A 20529-nucleotide genomic window follows, 5' to 3' on the forward strand; every position below is an offset into this window, starting at 1 on the left:
CTATGTACCGGTTTGTACTGGGAAAAATTTCCACCCTTTGCGCGGACCCGCTGGCGTCAACGCTTGCAGATAAGGCACCTCAGGGTGCACGACAGGCCTCCTGGCTGGCAGGCCGGACGCTGCTCGCCAGAACATTATCCCCTCACCCGCTCCCCGACATCATTTACGGCGAGCAGGGGAAGCCGGCATTTGCGAAGGGGGATCCGCTGTGGTTCAACCTGAGCCATAGCGGTGATGATATCGCCCTGCTGATGAGCGATGAAGGCGAAGTGGGCTGCGATATCGAAGTGATTCGCCCCCGCAAGAACTGGCAGGCGCTGGCCAACGCCGTTTTCAGCCTGACAGAGCATGACGAGCTGGAGCGTGAAGCGCCCGAGGAACAGCTTTCTGCCTTCTGGCGTATCTGGACGCGCAAAGAAGCGATTGTGAAACAGCGCGGCGGCAGCGCCTGGCAGATTGTCAGCATCGACAGCACGGCGCAGTCGCACTCGGTCAGCCAGCTGCAGCTCGGTTCTCTGAGCCTTGCCGTCTGTACCTCGACCCCTTACACCCTGACCACCGAGTCGATTATTCACGTCGGGGCAGGAAAATCACCAGTACACCCAGCATAATCAACGCGACGCCCAGCAGCCCATGCCAGGAGAAGTGCTCCCCCCAGCCGGGCAGCAGGATTGCCGCGCCCCACACCAGGATATAGCTGAGGCTCAGCAAGGCATACGCTTTGCTGAGCGCCATGCGATGCAGCGCCAGATACCAGCAGCCCATGGAGGCAACGTATCCCGTTAACCCCAGCACCAGCGCGCCCGTGCCGGACGAAACGTGCCACAGCGCGGAGATAAACATCAGAAAATCGCTGACCGGCGGCAGAGCCTGCATGGCATCGCGCAGCAACAGCTGTGCGGCGCTGACTAACAGCACGCTGCATAACGCCCAGAACGCGCCTTTCACAGGCTTCCTCCCAGCACGATAATCCCCATGATAATGAACCCAACCCCCAGCCAGTGGTGCACAGCAACGTGCTCGCGCCAGAAGACCTTCGCCGCCAGCGTCACCCAGACAAAATTGAGGCTCAGCATAGGGTAAGCTACGCCGACGGGCAGGCGCTGCAGCACCACCAGCCAGACCAGCATTCCGCAGCCCAGCGCCAGCATCGCCAGGCCAAGCCACCGCATGATGTGCGCGCCACGCCGTCCGCCTTTCGCCGGACGGGTAGCCTGTTTCTGGCACAGCTGTCCCGCGCAGCTCAGCAGGCTTGCCAGTATGAGCCAGGTCCAGGTCATCACTTCGGCAGATACTCCAGCAGGGCCAGACGCCCCTGGATATAGAGATTGTCCGGCTGCGGTAAATTCGCCTCTGCAATATCGTCACGTTTAGACAGCAGCATCACCAGCGACACGCTTCCCTGCTTACGATGCGTTGCCAGCCACTGCGCGAAGTCGTCTTCACTGACAAAGCGATCTTTCGCATCGGGATAATCCAGCCCGTAGCGCAGCTCGCCGCTCTGAGCAAACAGCGTGATGTCACTGCGCTTCAGCTCCCACGCCAGACCCGCGGCCACGCCAACGTTATTGGTCAGCACAAAGCGGCTGCCCTGAAGCGGCTCGCGCACGGTATCCACCAGCGACTGCGGCTGCTTGGAATCCACCACCAGGTTCGGAATGGCAAAACCAATCAACAACGCCAGACCCGCAGGACACAGCGCCGCCAGCCACCAGCGCCGCTGGCTCTGCCGCAGCGTAAACCAGCCTACCGCGCCCCAGATGAGGAACGCCACCACCGCGCAGAAGACTTTATACAGTTCGACCGATGTCCAGACCGGATGCTTAGCCAGCCCCCACGGCGAGACCGCCAGCGCCGCCACCACGCCGATAGCGCCAAACGCCAGGTTAATGCCGCCGTTAATGCGCAACGCTCTGGCCCCTTTTTCCGCCGCGAGGCAGGCATAGCGCGCCATCAGGATAGCCAGCGGGACAAAACAGGGCAGGATATAGGTCGGCAGCTTGCCTTTAGCGATGCTGAAAAACAGCAGCGGCATCACCACCCACCCCAGCAGGTAGAACCCGCCGCCCGCGTTTTGTCTGTCATTCCAGCCAAGACGCAGCGCGCCTGGCAGCAGCGCCAGCCACGGCAGGCTGCCCGCGAGCAGGAACGGCAGGTAATACCAGAACGGAGCTTTATGCTGCGCGTCGCTCTGGGCAAAACGCTGAATATGCTCAACCCAGAAGAAGTAGCGCCAGAAATCAGGCTCGCGGTGCGCAATGGCCAGCCCCCACGGCAGAACAATCAGCACGCAACTCAGGACCGCGAGCCAGCCAAAAATCAGCACCTCTTTCCAGCGCCTTTGGGCAATCACCCACGGCAGCACGCCGATCACCGGTACCGCCAGCGCCAGAAAGCCTTTGGTCATCACCCCCATGCCGCAGGCCAGCCCAAGCAGCACATAGCCGCCCGCTTTTCCGGCCACGGTGCGCGCCTGTGAGGCGAGCCAGAAGCTGCACATCGCCGCCACCAGCCACAGAGTGACGATGGGGTCCAGCACCGCATAGGTGCCGATGCCATACACCAGGAACAGGGTCAGGAAGATCAGGCCGGAGAAAATGGCCGTACGCTTATCCCGCCAGAGACGCCAGGCCATCCAGATCACCAGCAGCGCCGCGAGCCCGGTGGAGAAGATCGACCCGGCGCGTACGGCAAAGTTCGTGTGCCCGAACAGCCATTGTCCGATAGTGTTGATCCAGTAGCCGGCAATCGGCTTTTCAAAGTAGCGCAGCCCGAGGAAATGCGGGACAACCCAGTCACCCGATGCCAGCATTTCGCGGCTGATTTCCGCATAGCGCGTTTCATCAGGCTGCCACAGCAGGCGAATATCGACCGGAATGAAGTAATAAACGATAAACAGTGCGAAAAGCGCTACGCCATAACGGGCTGTTTTCATGGGACCGGACTCACGGTTTGTTGATAGCCAAGCCAGCCTTCCCGGCCAGCCAGTTCATTACGGACGACTTTACCCACGGGCAGGGTGCTGAGGTCGTCCGGCAGCAGCTCGCTCAACGGACAGAACGCAATGCCTTCCTGAGCGGCCATCGTCAGCAGCGCATCGAAATCATGCTGATACGCAATCCCTTCCACTTCGGCATGGATGGTATAGACCGGCGTTCCGGCGTCACGATGGATGCGGTCCAGAATGTAGCGATTAAATGCTTCCGCCTTCACTTCGCGCCCCACCACCTCATCCCACGTGGGAAGCGTGACCGGAATTTGCACCGTACCGTAGCGATTTTCGCCCAACAGCGGCAAAAACGGCCCGGTTCCACGACAGTCGCTATTGTAGCGAAACGCGAAATGCTCTTTGGCTTTGACCACCCGCTGGTCGGCACGCCATCCCGCCACGGCGGAACAACGCACGGGCTGACCGATGATGGCCTCAAGCTCCAGCATTCCACGCTCGACCTCACGGGACAGGCGCGGGATATCCCAGACGCCCGCCCACGCCTGCCAGGCGTGATGATCCCAGGCATGCAGGCCGACCTCGTGTTGCTGCGCCGCCGCGCGGATAACCGCTTCATTACCCGCGCCGATGCGTCTGCCGGGCCAGGCGGTGCCGGCCAGCAAAATATCCCAGCCGTAGAGGGATGCCGCGCGCGAGCGCAGCATTTTGAACAGAAATGCCGGTTTAACCAGACGCCATAAATGGCGTCCCATGTTGTCAGGCCCCACGCTGAAGAAAATGCTGGCACGCACGCCGTGCCTGCTCAGCAGTTCCAGCAGTCTGGGCACGCCGTCACGCGTTCCCCTGAAGGTGTCGACATCAATGCGTAAACCGACTTTTTTCATGAGGCCTGTTCCGACAGCTCCACGGTGCGCAGGAAGAAGTCGAGCGTTTCATCAATGGTCTGCTCCATCTTCACCGTCGGCGTCCAGTTCAGGCAGCGCTTCGCGTTGCGGATGCTTGGCTTACGGTGCTCGACGTCCTGGTAGCCCTTTCCGTAGTAGCTGCTGCTTTCCACTTCGCGGAAACCGGCAAACGGCGGGAAGCGATCGCGCAGCGGGTGGCGCTCAAAGCTGGCCAGCAGCATCTCTGCCAGCTCGCGAATGCTCGCCTCGTTTTCCGGGTTACCGATGTTAATGATCTCACCGTTGCAGCGGTTATCTTTGTTCTCAATGATGCGGAACAGGGCTTCGATACCGTCGCTGATGTCCGTAAAGCAGCGTTTCTGACTCCCGCCTTCAATCAGCTTGATAGGCGAGCCTTCGACCAGGTTCAGGATCAGCTGAGTGATCGCGCGGGAGCTGCCGATTCGCGCCGCGTTCAGGTTATCCAGACGCGGACCCATCCAGTTAAACGGACGGAACAGGGTAAAGCGCAGACCCTCTTTCTCGCCGTAGGCCCAAATTACGCGGTCCAGCAGCTGCTTGGAGACAGAGTAGATCCAGCGCTGCTTGTTGATCGGCCCGACCACCAGGCTGGAGGCATCCTCATCGAAGTTTTTGTCGGTACACATGCCGTACACTTCAGAGGTGGACGGGAAGATGATGCGCTTGTCGTATTTCACGCAGTCGCGGATGATCTTCAGGTTCTCTTCGAAATCCAGCTCGAACACGCGCAGCGGGTTACGGGTGTACTCGATTGGCGTGGCGATGGCGACCAGCGGCAGCACCACGTCGCATTTTTTAATGTGATATTCGATCCACTCGGAGTGAATGCTGATATCCCCTTCCACAAAGTGGAAGCGCGGGTTGTTGAGGAAACGGCTGATGGCGTCAGAGCCGATATCCAGACCGTAAATCTCGTAGTTATCGTCTTTGAGCAGACGTTCGGTCAGGTGGTTCCCGATAAAGCCGTTCACGCCGAGGATCAGCACGCGCGTGCGGCGCTTGATGGCAACCACCGGGGCGCTGGTGATCAGCGCCCCGGCTACCAGACCCAGAGACTGCGCCAGCTGCGTGCCCTGAACGTACAGGCCGTTGTCGGTCTGCCCGGTGACGATCTCCAGCGCCTGCTCGCCGCAGCTCACAATCAGCGGGGAGACGGAGACGACGGTGCCCGGCTTAGCGGCCGGGATATCGTCACGCACGCGGGATTTCCAGACGATAAATTTGCTTACGCCCGCAAAGCTGTACGCGCCCGGCCACGGGTCGGTCACGGCGCGCACCAGGTTGTGCAGCTGGCGGGCGGGTTTATTCCAGTCCAGGCGACCATCTTCCGGTGCGCGGCGGCCAAAGCAGCTGGCCTTGCTTTCGTCCTGCTCGGTCTCGCTGAAGGTGCCGTTGAGGATGGCTGGCAGCGCGTCACGCAGCAGGCTTTGCGCCGCGGTGCAGAGTTTATGATGCAGCTCAAGCGCGGTTTCATCCGCGTCGATTGCCACGCGCTGCTGGGCGACGATGGCCCCGGCATCCGCGCGGCGCACCATGCGGTGCAGCGTCACGCCCGTTTCCGTTTCGCCGTTGACCAGCACCCAGTTCAGAGGCGCGCGGCCACGGTAGGCGGGCAGCAGAGAGCCGTGAAGGTTAAACGCCCCTTTTGCGGCCAGGCCTAAGATCTCGTCGCAGATCAGGTTGCGATAGTAGAACGAGAAGATGACATCAGGCGCGAGCGCGCGGATGCGATCCACCCACAGCGGGTGGTTGACGTCGTCCGGGGCATACACCGGAATACCGCGCTCGGCGGCGATACGCGCCACGGAGCCGAAGAAGTGATTCTCCCCCGCCGCATCCGGATGGGTAAAGATTGCAGCAATGTCATAGCCCGCTTCCAGCAGGGCCAGCGTGCCCGCGCACCCCATATCGTGATAGGCAAATACAACGGCTTTCATGGGTGGTTTTCCTCTTGAGATGCTTTGTGTTCCTGACGGACAACACGTTGAATAAAGTAGCGCGGACGTGCGCGAACATCGTTATAGATACGGCCTATGTATTCACCGAGCAGGCCCATTCCGACGAACTGGGCGCCGATGAACATAAACAGCACGGCAAAAAGCATGAAGACCCCTTCCGCCGCCCACTGCGGGCCAAAGACCAGCCGCAGCACCACCAGCAGGACGGACAGCGTAAAACCGGCCAGGGCGATGATGCTGCCGAACACGCTCAGCAGGCGCAGCGGCGTGGTGGTCAGGCAGGTGACGAGGTCGTACATCAGGTTGATGAGACGCATAAAGCTGTACTTCGATTCCCCGTGCTCGCGCTCGGCGTGCAGGACCGGAATTTCCGTTGCCTTGCGGGCAAAGGTGTTGGCGAGGATCGGAATAAAGGTGCTGCGCTCATGGCAGTGCAGCATGGCGTCGACAATATGGCGGCGGTAGGCGCGCAGCATGCAGCCGTAATCGCCCATTGCTTTACCGGTGGTGCGCTGAATAAGGCGGTTGATGGTGCGTGACGCCAGCTTGCGGAACAGGCTGTCCTGGCGGTTCTGACGCACCGTGCCGACCACGTCATAGCCTTCGTCGGCTTTCGCCACCAGGCGCGGGATCTCCTCCGGCGGGTTTTGCAGATCCGCGTCCAGGGTGATAATCAGATCGCCCGTAACGTGGCTGAACCCGGCCATAATGGCGGAGTGCTGGCCATAGTTACGGTTGAGCAGCACGGCGACAATATGGCTGCCTTCGGCCTGGGCGGCTTCGGTCAGCATCAGCGCGGAATCATCACTGCTGCCGTCGTCCACCAGCAGAATTTCATAGGCTTTGCCCAGCGTATCGCAGGCTGCCGTGGTGCGGCGGATCAGCTCGGGCAGGCTCTCCTGCTCGTTATAAACTGGGATGACCACAGAAACTTTTTGTACAGGCGGTGCGCTGAACATATCAATGTCCTGCAAGCTGATGGAGCGCGGTAATGACGCGGGTTGTGTCGTCATGAGTCATGTCCGGGAAAAGAGGGAGAGAACAAATACGCGCGCTGTTCCATTCCGAATTCGGAAGCGATACATCAGGAAAACGCTCGCGGTAGTATTTTTGGGTGTGTGCCGCGCGGAAATGAAGGCCGGTGCCGATGCCTTGCACCTTCAGCGCCGCCATCAGGTTGTCGCGTGAGATCCCGCAGCGCGCTTCATCAACGCGAATAATAAACAGGTGCCAGGCGTGAACGTGTGGCCATGACGGAATGCTCAGCGGCAGGAACGGCGTATCGGCAAGCTCGCGCAGGTAGCGTTGCGCGATTGCCTCGCGGCGTAGGTTGGCCTCTTTCAGCTTACCCAGCTGTACCAGCGCCAGCGCGGCGTTGATATCTGCGAGGTTGTACTTAAAGCCCGGGGAGATCACTTCGGCCTGCGGCGCGCGGCCGTGCGTCTGGCGGTCATAGGCATCCACGCCCAGGCCGTGGAATTTCAGGCTGCGGATCCGCGCGGCAAGCCGGGCGTTATCCGTGACGACTAAACCACCTTCCGCGCAGGTCATGTTTTTGATGGCGTGGAAGGAAAAAATCGCCGTGCCTTTCCAGCCCACGTGACGGTTTTTATAGTACGTTCCGGCGGCATGGGCCGCGTCTTCAATCACCGAAATACCGTGACGCTCACCGACGGCATGAATGGCGTCGATATCACACGGCGCGCCGGCGTAATGCACGGGAATAATCGCTTTGGTACGCGGGGTAATGGCGGCTTCAACCGCTTCCGGTGTCACCATCAATGTCTCTTTGTCCACATCGATCATGACCGGCGTGGCGCCCAGCAGCACGATCATATTCAGCGTGGAGACCCAGGTTTGAGAGGGGGTAATGACCTCATCGCCCGGACCAATATCCAGCGCCATCAGCGTGACGTGCATGCCCGCCGTCGCCGAGCAGACGGCAATCGCGTGCTGGTTCCCCGTCAGCTGACAAAATGCCGCTTCAAGTTCCTGATTTTTAGGTCCTGTGGTGATCCAGCCGGAGGTTATAACCTCCTGCAACGCCGCTAATTCCTCACTACCCATCGACGGGCGGGAAAAAGGCAAAAAATCACTCATCATTAATTTCCTTGCAATAAGAATGGCACGCGCTTGATATTAACCAATTACTTTTTCGTTTATTTCAACGAACCATAAACTCATATCAAGGTATCGTTCATTTCTTAGGGAAAAATTAAGATGCGTAATTAAGATGTAACTAAATCAATATTAATTCATTTATAAACAATAGCTTATGTAATTATGAATTATTTATTTCGTGATCAAACTCAATTTTTACAAAATGTTATTTTAAACCAAACATCAACAAACAAAAAAAATACCGGTTATTTCTGTAAAAGCAGAAATAACCGGGAACTTTTCTTTTTAGTTAACTGTCGCGCTTATTTTAAGTTATCGGGAAAGTTTTCTGGTAACTCGCTGGCCGCGCAGGCAATCACGCTTTCGTTGTTCGCACCGCAGTCGCGTACAAAGGTGATGGTGGCAAATTCGTCAATCACTTCTGTTGGATAGGCCGGCCCCGCATCGCGATAGCTGTTCATCAGCGGAATATGGTCGTTCTGGAAGCAGACGGTTTTTTCCGGATTGTTCATGACCCAACGCGGGAAGAAGATGGTGCCGTGGAACAGTTTGTCGCCCAGGTTCACAATCAGGCTAACGTCCGTACCGGTTGGCTCGGTCCAGGAGATTTTATAGATGCTCTCCCCTACCCGCACGATGTAAGCCTGCTGATCTTTAACCCAACGGTTCGCCACCAGACCGCTGTGAATACGGTAGTCGAGAGTAGTCTCGTTTTTGACGTAAATTTCGTAATTCCAGCCGTTGTCATAGGTATAAACCAGATGTTTGCCAACGAATCCGCTTAAGTCGTGTTTGTCGAATGTGTTCATAAGATGTCTCCTTCGTTTTGATGAGACGATCTTAAGTCTTCAAAAAATGAATGAATAACGCTATGTTTTAATCAAATTCATCCAAATTTTAGATAAATTATGCACAAGACGACGCTGGAACAGTGGGCTTTACTGGAAAAAGTGGTGGATGCGGGCAGCTTTGCCAAAGCTGCAGAAGAAACCCACCGCAGTCAGTCCTCGGTGAGCTATAACCTGTCGCTGCTGCAGGAGCGGCTGGGCGTGGCGTTGCTGGCGCCGGAGGGGCGCAGGGCGGTGTTGACCCCGGCCGGTGAACTGCTTCTCGGCCAGGTGAAACCGCTGCTGAAAGCGTTTTCGTATGTCGAGACGCGCGCGGCGACCCTTCGTAACGGGATGCGCACGCGGCTGGACCTGGTGGTGGACTCGATTTTCCCACGCCGCCGCCTGTTCGCCATTCTGCGTCAGTTCCAGCAGCAGTATCCGCAAACTCAGGTCCGCCTCACGGAGGTGCTGGAAAATACCCGCGCCGATGCCATGAACAACGAGGCCGATGTGATGGTTTTAACCCGCCGCCAGGACATTACCGGGCTCGGCGAATGGCTGATGAACATTGACTTTGTCGCCGTGGCGCATCACCGGCATCCCCTCTTTAGCCTCGACGCGCCGCTGAATGATGAGATGCTGCGCCCGTGGCCGCTAATCCAGATTGCGGACAGCCAGAACGCCACGCGGGCTGCCGGCGAGTCGTGGACGTTCTCGACCATCGACGCTGCCATAGAGGCGGTCGTCTCGCAGGTCGGCTACGGCTGGCTGCCAGAGGAACGCATTCAGCCCCAGCTGGAGCAAGGCGTACTGAAACTCCTCCCGCTGAGCCACGGCGTTCGTCGGGCCACACCGCTGCATCTGATCGTGAAGCGCACCCTCGCCCCGCTGGATGAGCAGGTTGAAACCCTGCTGCGCCTTTTTAGCCAGGAGCCGTCATCATCACCTGCTACGCTTTAAGGTCCGAACGTTAAAACGATAAGGAGCTGATGATGAAAATCGACTTTACGGGGAAAGTGGCCCTGGTCACCGCCTCAACCGGCGGGATCGGGTTTGCCATTGCCAGAGGCCTGGCAGAAAGCGGCGCGGAAGTGATCGTTAATGGCCGCAGCACCGACTCGGTGAACAAAGGTATTCAGCAGCTGCAGCAGGTTGTGCCTGGCGTGCAGGTGCGTGCCGCCATTGCCGATCTCAGCACCGCGGAAGGGGTTGAATCGCTGCTGAAGGTCGCGAGCGACGTCGATATTCTGGTGAACAACGCCGGGATTTACGGCCCGCAGGATTTCTATGGCACCGACGATGAAACCTGGGAGCGCTACTGGCAGACCAACGTGATGTCCGGCGTGCGCCTCTCCCGCGCCCTGCTGCCGGGCATGGTGAAAAAAGGCTGGGGCCGCGTGGTGTTTATCTCCTCCGAGTCAGCCTGCAATATCCCGGCAGACATGATCCACTACGGGGTGACCAAAACGGCACAGCTTTCGCTGGCGCGCGGGCTGGCGAAGTTCGTGGCGGGAAGCGGTGTGACGGTGAACAGCGTGCTGCCGGGCCCGACGATGTCCGACGGTTTCGCTGAAATGATGAAAGATGAGATCGAGAAAACCGGTAAATCGCTGGAGCAGCTGGCGAAAGAATTTGTCATGACCAACCGCCCCAGCTCGGTTATCCAGCGCGCCGCCACCGTTGAAGAGGTGGCTAATATGGTGATTTATGTCTGTTCGACGCAGGCCTCCGCCACCTCAGGCGCGGCATTGCGCGTCGATGGTGGCGTGGTGGATGACATTATTTAATGTCGTCAGGCGGCGCTGCCCGCGACACGACGGGCGGTAATGTAACGATCCTGCCAGTAGTCATCAGTCAGGGTTGATACCGTTACGCCCTGGCTGCTGGAGGCATGAATAAACTGGCTGTTACCGATATACACGCCAACGTGCCTGCGGTTCGGGCCCGTCTGGAAGAAGACCAAATCTCCCGCCTTCAGACGATATTGCGCTACCTGTACACCGCGATGGATCTGCTCGCTCGTCGTGCGCGGCAGATAAAGATGCGCCGCATCGCTGAACAGATGCTGCATAAGCGCGGAGCAATCCACTCCGCGGTGCGTGGTGCCGCCCCACTGATAGTGAGTCCCTTTCCATTTCTGGTATTGATCCAGTATCCGGGAGCGGAGTGGGCCTGTCTCCTGGTGAAGCAGGGCCGATTTCACCGACGATTCCGCAAATGTGCTATCGGCGGAGATCATCGATGCGGGCAACTGAAAACTCAGTGCGGAAAACGAAGCAAAACTTAACGTGAGGATTGAAATAAGCGATCTGAATGTCATATCTAAACAGGAGCTAAGAGTGAATTTTTCCTTACCTGTGGAGGCCAACGTTCCCCCGAAATATCTTTCGATGTGGCGATAATATAGACTGCTCACTTTTTCACCAATCATTATTGAGGCCAAAATTGGACTCACTTTCAGATCGCAAGATTGAGAAAAAAAAGGGTGGTGATGTAAGGACTGTTCAGATAAAGCAGGTAAACTGATCGACAGAATGTGTAATTCAGCTAAGACGTATTTATGACCAATATGATTGCCGACGAGACGGTGGCGAAATCCAGCGTGCTCTCTGTCTTTGACTTTGACGGGACGCTCACGCACCACGACAGCTTTATCCCTTTCCTGCGTTTTGCCTTTGGGAAACGCTACTTTGCGGGTCGTCTGGTGCGCATGGCGCTGCCCACGCTCCACTGCGTGCGCCGCAAGCTGACGCGTGATGAGCTGAAGGAAGTGCTGATTAAAACGTTCCTGACGGGCGTGGACGAACACTGGCTACGCCAGCAGGCGGAAGCCTTTTGCGAAAAATACTGGAACAAGCTGATGCGCCCCGAAGGGGTTCTGGCGGTGGCGGCTGAGGTAAATTCCGGCGCGGAAGTGACGATCTGCTCTGCGTCGCCGGCGCTGGTGCTCCAGCCGTGGGCGGACAGGCTCGGCATTAAGCTGATTGGCACGCAGCTGGAAGTGAAGGACGGCAAGCTGACGGGACGCATTACGGGCAATAACTGCCGCTGCGCCCAGAAAGTGGCAAGGCTGGAGAAGGTGTATGGCGATCTGAACGACTATCATCTGCGAGCCTGGGGCGACACCCGCGGCGACCACGAACTGCTGGCCGCGGCGCAGGATCCACACTGGCGGCACTTCCATCACCCACGCAAGCGCCGGAATTCACCGATTAAGGGTTAGGTGCGTTCTGTTGCCCTCACCCCAGCCCTCTCCCACAGGGAGAGGGAGAAAAGCGGTGCATCAGACCTCACGTTTCCCCGGGAACAACACGCTCGCAATAATCCCCAGCGCCAGCACGCCTAACACCACAAACAGGCTGGCCGTCGCGCCAATGCTATAACCGTGGTGCCAGAAGTGATCGGTCGCATTCAGACCCAGCTTGAACGCCACGAAGAACAGCAGCAGCACCACCGCTTTCTCCAGGTGCACCAGATACTGCTTGAGCGCTTCCAGCACAAAGTAGAGGGTACGCAGGCCGAGAATGGCGAACATCATGGCGCTGTAGATAATCAGCGGCTCGCGGCTTACCGCAATAATCGCCGGTACGGAGTCAAACGCGAACATTACGTCAGAGAGTTCCACCACCGCCACGCAGAGCAGCAGCGGCGTTGCATAGCGCTTCGCCTTCTTCACGCGGCCAACCGTTACGTCCTGGTTTTCCGGCTTTTCAAGCTCCGCATCCACCTCTTTCTGCGTCAGGATAAACGCGTTGCTGCTGATTTTGGGCCAGACGGGATAGAAGCGTTTCACCAGGCGATAGGCAAGGTGACCCGAGTAATCTTCCACTTCGTCACTCTCTTCATTGCGCTTGAGCATCATCACCGCCGTCCAGCCGACGACCAGCGCAAAAATAACCTCCACGTAAGGCCCCAGGCTCAGCAGGCTGGTGCCGATCGCCACGAAAATACCGCGGAAGACAATCGCCCCAAGCACGCCCCAGTAGAGCACACGGTGACGGTACTTATCCGGCACGCCGAACCAGGCAAAGATCGCCATCATCACGAACAGGTTATCAATGGAGAGCACCTCTTCCAGCGCGTAACCGGTGAGGAACAGGCTCGCCATCTCGGCGCCGTGGTGGATGTACAGAAAACCGGCGAAGGCCATCGCCATCGAGAACCAGAAAACGGACCACATGGCCGCACTTTTCAGCGAAACAGGTTTATCGTGACGGTGCATGAAGAGGTCGATAAACATCGCCCCAACGGCCATCACCACAAAGACAACAACGGTTTCAGTCGGGAAACCGAGATGAGCAGAAGCCATGAATCTATCCTTAACCTTCATCTGCGCGCTGGCAGAGGCAACGTTTGCAACAAAAAAAAGAAAACGCCCGTATCACCGGGCAAGAGAATAATAATAACACTTCTTGACGCCAGCCCGGCAATGTAAATGTGATGTTAAAAGTACCAGGATTTCTCTTACGTCTTCCGGGAAGGCAACGTGTTCTTCCGGAGATTATTCTTTCATTATTATGAAAGTTTTATTATCTGAGCTGAACCTGACATACGGCAAGTAGTAAATAAGCCGTAAAATTCTCACACTGAATTGCTGATAAAACCCTGATAAAAACAACCTAAATCATTGATTTTAAAACAACCAAAGACAAATCATGACGTTCTCACTTTATTTTTTTTAAACGCTTGTTAACCTGACCCAGAAAAATATTCAGACTTCTTGTGATGGAAGTTTTTCACATGGACTGGTAAGCGATGATGAATATCCACCTTAATGTTTCATATTAACGGAATATCCACATCCCGTGACCATAACAACGCTTTCGAGTGACTAACCCGAAATAATACTGTTCTACCTTTTACACACTGAGGAATATTTTAAAAAATGAATAAATCCGTTATTACCATGGGATTTTTATTGGCTGCAATTGCCAGTCCTTCCAGCCATGCAGCGCCAGGTAAAGGCGCAGGGACCATTGAATTCACGGGTATGATTACCGCGAGCACCTGTGATGTCGATATTAACGGTCAGGGGGGGAACCCAACGATCGATATGGGTACCATCTCGTCTTCAGCATTTAAAGAAAAAGGTGACGTTGCGGGTATTCACCGTATCCAGATAGAACTGTCTAACTGCGATACCGCCGTCCTTAAATCAGCCGGAGCACGATTTGGCGGTGCCTATGATGCTAATGATAATAATCTGCTCGCGCTTAAAACCGGTGGCGACGCCGCAACGGGTTTGGGTATTGAATTCCTGAATGAAGATGGAACATCGTTAAAACTGGGCGACAACCCGAATAAATTTGTTCCTATTACCGGTGATGGCACCACGGGGGCAGCCACCCTGCTGTATTCAGCCCGTTATAAATCATCCCTGGATGCTGTGACCGCCGGTAAGGCAGATGCGGTTGCGGATTACACCATTATCTATAAATAAATCATTCAACTCAGTTCCGGGCAATGAATAACAGCCCGGAACGCAAGGACGTTTTATGTTAAGGAAACGCTATCTGACGCTGCTGGCTCTGCTCTTTGGCTCTTGTATGTCACACGCCAGTGTGACCTTATCCAATACGCGGGTGGTATATCATGCGGACAAGAAAGAGAGCAATATTACAGTCAGAAATAATACTGCCAGCCCGTTCCTGGTACAGAGCTGGGTACAGGGCAAAGATTCACAGGGCACCAAAGCCCCGTTTATTGTGACGCCACCGCTTTTTCGCATGGATGCAGGTAAGTCCAACGCGCTACGTATTATCTATAACGGCGCGCCTTTACCGCAGGATCGCGAGTCGCTTTTCTGGATCAACGTAAAATCGATCCCCTCCTCTTCCAGAGAGGATATTAATAAACTGCAGATAGCGGTAAATACCCGGATCAAATTATTTTATCGTCCGTCAAATTTAATGGATGAACCCACGGATATTAGTAAGAATGTGCAATGGTCTGTTAAAAATAACGAACTCATTGTACGCAACAACTCGTCTTATTACATTTCCTTTGCGGAGGTGAAGATCAATAACAAAGCATGGTCAGAGATTGACATGCTCGCGCCTAAAAGCAGCACAACATTCACGCTCAGGAACACGCTTTTGAAAAACAATGCCACCGTGCAATGGAAATATATCAATGATTATGGCGGCAACAGCCAGTTAATCACACAAAAAATAGAATAATGATTTTAAAACAATAACCTCACAGGGGTATTTTTTCATGACTATATTTTGGGGCATTCGTCCAGCGCTTTGCTTTGCCTGGATTTTACCCAGCGCATTATACGCCAGTGATTACTTCGACCCGGCCTTTCTGGAAACGGGTGGCGCGCCGCGTACCGCCGTCGATCTTTCTCTCTTTGAGAACAAAGAGAGCCAGACACCCGGCGTTTATCGTGTTGACCTGTTTTTTAACAATAAAATGTTCGACACGCGCGATATCACGTTTCGACTCGAAGAGAACGCGCAGCATAAAAATATCCTCGCACCGTGCCTCAGTGAGGAGACGCTCCAGTCGTTTGGTGTTAAAACGGCGGCATTCCCGTTGCTCCGGGACGATACCCAGGGCTGCGCGAATCTGTCGGCGATCCCTCTCGCAAGCAGCGAATTTGACTTCAGCGAGCAGGCGTTAAGGCTCAGCATTCCCCAGGCGGCCCTGGACAGCCACGCTCACGGCTACATCGATCCTGCGCGCCGGGAACAGGGTATTCCGGGCCTGATGCTCAGCTACAACTACAGCGGCGCCACGTGGACCTCGCACAACGGGACGGGAACCGATAGCCAGTACCTCAGCCTGCGTCCGGGACTGAACGTTGGACCCTGGCGTTTACGCAATTTCTCGACCTGGAGTAACAGCCAGGGACAAGCTGGGCACTGGGAATCGGTTTATACCTATCTGCAGCGTGATATCAGCGCCCTGAATAGCCAGCTGATTGTCGGGGATAACAGTTCTACCGCAGAAGTCTTTGATAGCACCCCGTTTCGCGGCGTTCAGCTTTACTCGGATGAACAGATGCTTCCGGGCAGCCTGCGAGGCTATGCGCCGGTGATCCGCGGTATTGCTCGTACTAATGCCCAGATCACTATTTTTCAGAACGGCTACAGCATTTATCAAAGCTATGTCCCGCCCGGTGAATTTGTCATCAACGATCTTTACCTCGGCAGCAGCGGCGAGCTGAAAGTTGTGGTGAAAGAGGCGGATGGCAGCGAACAAGTCTCTTTAGTGCCTTACGCGTCGTTAGCGGTTATGCAGCGGGAAGGGCAATACAAATATGAAGTCATTAGCGGCAGCTATCGTTCCAGCAGCAGCGATGCTGAGAATGCCCTGTTTTCACAAGGGAGCCTGATTTACGGTCTGCCGTGGGAAACCTCGATATACGGAGGCATGCAGGCTGCCAGCCAATATCAGTCCCTGCTTTTTGGCATGGGTAAAAACATGGGCGATTTTGGCGCACTGTCATTTGATATTACCCAGGCCTGGGCCACCACTAAACAGACAGAGAAAAACCGGGGACAGTCGCTACGCCTGCGCTATAACAAAAATTTGCTGTCTACCGGCACTAACGTTGCGATTGCGGGCTATCGCTACTCGACGTCCGATTTCTACACGCTCGGTGAAACCCTGAGCAGCTATCACTCGCAACCCTCGCGCCTGGATCGACGCCGTAGCCGTACAGAACTGACGCTAAACCAAAACCTGGGAGAAAACCTCGGCTATCTCTCCGCCATGCTGGTCAGCGAGGACTACCACACGAGCCAAAAACGCACGACCTCCGCCACGCTGGGCTATGGCAACAGCTGGAACGGGATCAGCTATAGCCTGAATTACAACCACTATCTGAACGTGACAAAAGAGGATAACCAGCGTCTCTATAACCAGGACAATCTGTTCAGCCTGAGCGTGAGCGTCCCTCTGGACAAATGGCTCCGCTCCACGCGTGCCGGTTACACCTTCTCTGCGGCGGAAAAACGCTCGCCAGGCCACAGTGTTTCCCTGAGCGGCAGCGCCCTTGAGGACAATAACCTGAACTGGAGCGTACAGCAGAATATCAACCCAGGGAGCCAGGCAAACAGCAGCGATGCCTCGCTTAGCTATAACGGACGCTATGCGCAGGTTGGCGCCGGGTATGGCTATAGCCGGGACGCGCAGCGGCTGAATTACAGCCTGCGCGGGGGCGTGCTGGTTCATCCTCATGGCGTCACGCTGGCGCAGTCGCTGGGTGAAACGGTCGCTCTGGTTGAAGCGCCGGATGCCGCAGGTGTCAGCGTCCGTAACCACACTGGCGTGCGCACCGACCCCTGGGGCTATGCGGTGGTGCCTTACCTGACACCTTATCAGGAGAGCAATATCCAGCTGCGTCCCGATACATTACCTGACGATGTCGAGCTGGAAAGTAACAGCCATAAAGTCGTTCCCACCCGGGGGGCTATCGTTCGGGCACGTTTCACCACGGCGGTGGGTAAACGCCTGATGATGACGCTGAAAGATGCGCAGGGCAAACCCGTTCCGTTCGGTGCCATTGTTTCTCAGAATACCACCAGCAGCATTGTGGGTGATGAAGGCAGCGTATTCCTCACCGGGATGGCAGAAAAAGGGACGTTAGACGTGAGCTGGGGTAAGAAACCCGATCAGCGTTGCCAGGTTCACTATCAGCTTTCTGGCCAGGAACCCACGATTAGCGGAATTGTGCAGTTAACGCAGACCTGCAAATCATCCGTTAATAAATAAAGGAATTAAAAATGAAAAAATTAACGTTACTCGCGTGCCTGGCAGCAGGGGGATTGATGGGCGCGCCAGCTTATGCTGATGTTGTAGGAAGCTGCTGGCCGACATCAACCGTATCTGGTCAGGCGCACAAGTTTGATATTATCGAAAACCTTACTGCCGACGACGTACCCGGCACAACCCAATCCACATGGAATAATAAAGGTAATTTTAATGGTATCTGCCTCTGTCAGGACTCCAGCGTGCCAGAAAGTATCTTATTTCGATTTACCAGTACGAAACTGGGCACAGGAGGCGGCAAACGTAACGCAGACTTTATCTATTATCCTCTGGATGCGGAAAAGGGTATTAATATCGGTATAAATGTCGTTCTTGGTGGCGAGGATGAATTGCGGTATATCCCGGTTGATTTGAGTAATACCGCCGGTGTTGATAATGGACGTCCTGCGACAAATAACTGTGATGATAAAAACGACCATACTCTGTTCGCAACCGGCTCCAGCGGGACTGTCTCTCTGGAATTAACTAAACCGCTTCCTTCAGGCCGCATTGATATTCCTATGCAGGAATTAGTGACCATTTTTGCCAAAAAACAGACGGGGAGTTATGACACCTCCAGACCTTTTGTCACACTTAATTTCCAACTGTCAATTGATATTCCACCACAATGCATGATTAATGACGGGCAAACCATCAAGGTCCCGTTTGGCAGTATTACCGCGAATGAATTTAAGCCCGAGGCCACCGGTAAGCAAAAAAACGTGGATATTCGTGTGACTTGCAAAAATCCTGAAGATGAAAGCAAGGTGAGTATTAAGTTCCGCGCGTCCGATTTTAATGGCTCTGGTTTTATCAAGACCCATAATGATGAAGGTGAGCGCAATGATTTAGGGATAAAACTTGAACACAACGGGAATAAAATTGATGGCAGCAGTTCGGCCGTACCAACGCAGGAGGGGAATGTCACTATTATAGCAACACCTGTCCAACAAGGAGAAAAGTCTCCACAACCGGGAAAATTTGAAGCCACATCCACGCTGGATTTCGAGTTTAAATAAAGAAAAAACTTAATACAGCGTAGAAACCTCTTATTTCCCGGCAACACATAGCGCTATACAAATGAGTTGCCGGGTATGAAAAATGGATTTGTATAAGGATATATACTATGAAACTCAAAACGAAAACGCGTGTAGCGCTTTGCGTTGCAGCTTTATCAGGTACTGGCATCACGGCATCACAGGTTATCGCTAGCGATATCGAGCCTTATTCTGTCCCTGTATCTATTAAGGGTGAAAAACAAAAAGACTATTTCGGTATGACGATGACCACGATCGGTAAGTTTTCCGATAAGGACAATGGTTCGCATATCGCGGGTGAAGATATTGTCATTACGGCTCCCTGGGGGGATGGCGCAAAAGGGATCGCGTACGTCATTTTCGGGACTTCCGGTGGGAAACCCATGCAGCAAGTCAATAACGTAGGTGAATTCGATCCGCAAAACGCGCTTAAAATTATCCACAGCAATAAAGCGAATAAGCCTGGCTCAGTGACGACAAAATGGATGGGCGTCGCGGTACGTAAAATAGGTGATATTAACGGCGATGGATATGATGATTTAGTCATCGCCTCCCACTGGCATGATCAGGTCTATATTATCTGGGGCGGACCGCATCACCGTACCGGCGCGCGTCTTTCTAATCAGATTGACCTCAATGATATCGACAACGGCGACGCTCGCCTGGGTATTCGCATCCGTACGGTGAATTCTTCAGGCAATGCGAATACCGGCGGCTGGTTTGGCGCCGCGGTAGGCCCAATTAAATATAAAAATTCTGCCGTGGCTAACAAGATGGTCGATCTTGCTATCGGCGATATCGAAGGCACGGGCGGACGCGGCGGCGCCGTCATTATCTACGGTGCTCAAAAGCCAGGCGATCAGTGGCAGAACATTGATATTAAGCGCAACAACCTGGGCGACTGGGAGATCCCTGCCGCGACCGGTGCCTATATTCGTCCGCAGATGACCGCCACCAACGGTCCGGATAAACCCCTTAACTACAACCTTGGGCAGCAGATCAGCGATGTCGGGGATATTAACGGCGACGGCTTCAGTGATTACCTGATCGTCGACCCGGAATCGGTCAATGAAGGCCGTAAATCAGAGAACAGCGGCACTGATGGACGCGGCACGGCCTATCTCGTCTACGGCAGCAGCTTCAACCAGGGGAATCTCGACATCGCCTCGCTAAACGCGACGCAGGCAACCCGCATTCACGGTATGGGGGCGGCGTTCCTGGGTGGTCAGTCCGGCGGAGGTGAAGGAAGTAACGATCATAGCGCGTATACGCAGGATAAGCCCAATAACGGCACCATTACGCCATTAGGTAATTTCCTGAATGCTCACGCTAACGCTTTTGCGATTAGCGCCCCTGCCGACATGGGTATTGATAAAAAACGTTCCGGGCTGGTCTGGATTATTAAAGGTAAGGCCGACGGCAGTAAGCTGCCATCGTCTCTGTTCCTCGATGCGGCGCACACCCGGCTGAACTACAACAAAACATTTAGCGTACATGATGGCTATGCTATTTACGCCGAAAGGCCTGGCAGCAAGCTGGCAGGGTTCGGGAACAGCATTCTCGGTAATGTGGACTTGAACGGCGACGGTAAAAAAGACCTGGTGATCGGCGATCCGAATGCGGTAAACGGCAGCGGCACGCAGGTGGGCGCCGTGTACGTCATCAACGGCGGTAAAAGCCTGGATGACTACGCTGACGATGAAGAAGGCATGATCAATATTAATACGCTGGTGAGAGAAGGCGTTGCGAAAGTCTACTGGGGTAAAAATCAGTATGAAAAATTCGGCGCGTCCATTGCGGCCGGGAGCTTCAATGGCTTCACTCAGGACAGTCTCGCCATTGGTTCTTACCGTGATAACACCTGGACGGGTAAGGTCACCTTCCGCATTGCGGATTACGCTATACCGGATTAATGCTTACATCATCTGAATGGGCAACACCGCCGGG

At 55.1% G+C, this 20529-nt stretch carries 19 protein-coding genes; 9 read left to right on the forward strand and 10 right to left on the reverse strand.

Annotated elements, in window-relative coordinates:
- Positions 1-2: 2 nt before the first annotated feature.
- Positions 3-611 carry a 4'-phosphopantetheinyl transferase AcpT gene (gene acpT, locus OKF39_RS22040; protein ID WP_028014714.1) on the forward strand — a complete coding sequence of 203 codons (609 nt, stop codon included), beginning with the start codon at positions 3-5 and terminating at the stop codon, positions 609-611.
- On the opposite strand, the gene arnF is transcribed toward acpT, so the two are convergent.
- The 8 genes from arnF to OKF39_RS22080 all read right to left on the reverse strand — a co-directional run bounded on the left by arnF (position 568) and on the right by OKF39_RS22080 (position 8764).
- Positions 568-948, reverse strand: a complete 381-nt coding sequence (arnF, locus tag OKF39_RS22045; protein ID WP_126345952.1) for a 4-amino-4-deoxy-L-arabinose-phosphoundecaprenol flippase subunit ArnF — start codon at positions 946-948, stop codon at positions 568-570. The two genes, acpT and arnF, sit on opposite strands and share 44 nt — an antisense overlap.
- Positions 945-1280 carry a 4-amino-4-deoxy-L-arabinose-phosphoundecaprenol flippase subunit ArnE gene (gene arnE, locus OKF39_RS22050; RefSeq protein ID WP_041911880.1) on the reverse strand — a complete coding sequence of 112 codons (336 nt, stop codon included), beginning with the start codon at positions 1278-1280 and terminating at the stop codon, positions 945-947. The genes arnF and arnE overlap by 4 nt, the downstream gene beginning before the upstream one ends.
- On the reverse strand, positions 1280-2935 hold the full coding sequence (gene arnT, locus OKF39_RS22055; RefSeq protein ID WP_479983353.1) for a lipid IV(A) 4-amino-4-deoxy-L-arabinosyltransferase: 1656 nt from the start codon (positions 2933-2935) through the stop codon (positions 1280-1282). Before arnT ends, arnE begins: the two co-directional genes overlap by 1 nt.
- Positions 2932-3834 (reverse strand): 4-deoxy-4-formamido-L-arabinose-phosphoundecaprenol deformylase, encoded by a 903-nt coding sequence (gene arnD, locus OKF39_RS22060; protein ID WP_048960807.1) that lies wholly within the window; start codon positions 3832-3834, stop codon positions 2932-2934. Before arnD ends, arnT begins: the two co-directional genes overlap by 4 nt.
- A complete protein-coding gene (gene arnA, locus OKF39_RS22065; protein WP_041911877.1) occupies positions 3831-5813 on the reverse strand; it encodes a bifunctional UDP-4-amino-4-deoxy-L-arabinose formyltransferase/UDP-glucuronic acid oxidase ArnA in 1983 nt (660 codons plus the stop codon). Before arnA ends, arnD begins: the two co-directional genes overlap by 4 nt.
- A complete protein-coding gene (gene arnC, locus OKF39_RS22070; RefSeq protein WP_041911876.1) occupies positions 5810-6793 on the reverse strand; it encodes an undecaprenyl-phosphate 4-deoxy-4-formamido-L-arabinose transferase in 984 nt (327 codons plus the stop codon). Before arnC ends, arnA begins: the two co-directional genes overlap by 4 nt.
- Before the next feature lies 1 nt (position 6794).
- Positions 6795-7934, reverse strand: coding sequence for a UDP-4-amino-4-deoxy-L-arabinose aminotransferase (gene arnB / locus OKF39_RS22075; RefSeq protein WP_479983822.1), 1140 nt, complete (start codon positions 7932-7934; stop codon positions 6795-6797).
- Positions 7935-8257: 323 nt separating this feature from the next.
- Entirely contained in the window at positions 8258-8764 is a 507-nt protein-coding gene (locus tag OKF39_RS22080; protein WP_059357264.1) for a phenolic acid decarboxylase, read from the reverse strand.
- A gap of 99 nt (positions 8765-8863) precedes the next feature.
- Here OKF39_RS22080 and OKF39_RS22085 point away from each other — a divergent pair, with 99 nt between their 5' ends.
- Positions 8864-9745 carry a LysR family transcriptional regulator gene (locus OKF39_RS22085; protein WP_069733654.1) on the forward strand — a complete coding sequence of 294 codons (882 nt, stop codon included), beginning with the start codon at positions 8864-8866 and terminating at the stop codon, positions 9743-9745.
- Between the two features lie 32 nt (positions 9746-9777).
- The gene (locus OKF39_RS22090) at positions 9778-10572 is read left to right on the forward strand and encodes an SDR family NAD(P)-dependent oxidoreductase (RefSeq protein ID WP_088205117.1); all 795 of its coding nucleotides are present in this window, start codon (positions 9778-9780) and stop codon (positions 10570-10572) included.
- A gap of 5 nt (positions 10573-10577) precedes the next feature.
- On the opposite strand, the gene OKF39_RS22095 is transcribed toward OKF39_RS22090, so the two are convergent.
- On the reverse strand, positions 10578-11105 hold the full coding sequence (locus tag OKF39_RS22095; protein WP_047367219.1) for an NlpC/P60 family protein: 528 nt from the start codon (positions 11103-11105) through the stop codon (positions 10578-10580).
- Positions 11106-11345: 240 nt separating this feature from the next.
- Here OKF39_RS22095 and OKF39_RS22100 point away from each other — a divergent pair, with 240 nt between their 5' ends.
- A complete protein-coding gene (locus tag OKF39_RS22100) occupies positions 11346-12008 on the forward strand; it encodes an HAD family hydrolase (RefSeq protein WP_028014726.1) in 663 nt (220 codons plus the stop codon).
- Positions 12009-12068: 60 nt separating this feature from the next.
- On the opposite strand, the gene OKF39_RS22105 is transcribed toward OKF39_RS22100, so the two are convergent.
- Positions 12069-13094, reverse strand: a complete 1026-nt coding sequence (locus OKF39_RS22105; RefSeq protein ID WP_479983354.1) for a TerC/Alx family metal homeostasis membrane protein — start codon at positions 13092-13094, stop codon at positions 12069-12071.
- A 576-nt stretch (positions 13095-13670) separates the two neighbouring features.
- Between OKF39_RS22105 and OKF39_RS22110 the strand changes: the two genes are divergently transcribed.
- The 5 genes from OKF39_RS22110 to OKF39_RS22130 all read left to right on the forward strand — a co-directional run bounded on the left by OKF39_RS22110 (position 13671) and on the right by OKF39_RS22130 (position 20495).
- Complete coding sequence (locus OKF39_RS22110; RefSeq protein ID WP_028014728.1) at positions 13671-14225, forward strand: fimbrial protein; 555 nt, start codon at positions 13671-13673, stop codon at positions 14223-14225.
- 55 nt (positions 14226-14280) lie between these two features.
- The gene (locus tag OKF39_RS22115; protein WP_041911869.1) at positions 14281-14964 is read left to right on the forward strand and encodes a fimbrial biogenesis chaperone; all 684 of its coding nucleotides are present in this window, start codon (positions 14281-14283) and stop codon (positions 14962-14964) included.
- Positions 14965-15001: 37 nt separating this feature from the next.
- On the forward strand, positions 15002-17509 hold the full coding sequence (locus tag OKF39_RS22120) for a fimbria/pilus outer membrane usher protein (protein ID WP_479983355.1): 2508 nt from the start codon (positions 15002-15004) through the stop codon (positions 17507-17509).
- 11 nt (positions 17510-17520) lie between these two features.
- Positions 17521-18564 carry a fimbrial protein gene (locus OKF39_RS22125; RefSeq protein ID WP_049138168.1) on the forward strand — a complete coding sequence of 348 codons (1044 nt, stop codon included), beginning with the start codon at positions 17521-17523 and terminating at the stop codon, positions 18562-18564.
- A 257-nt stretch (positions 18565-18821) separates the two neighbouring features.
- Positions 18822-20495 carry an integrin alpha gene (locus OKF39_RS22130; RefSeq protein ID WP_479983356.1) on the forward strand — a complete coding sequence of 558 codons (1674 nt, stop codon included), beginning with the start codon at positions 18822-18824 and terminating at the stop codon, positions 20493-20495.
- The last annotated feature ends 34 nt before the right edge of the window (positions 20496-20529 follow it).

This window comes from Enterobacter cloacae complex sp. HYC042_NIDB, from assembly GCF_056673315.1.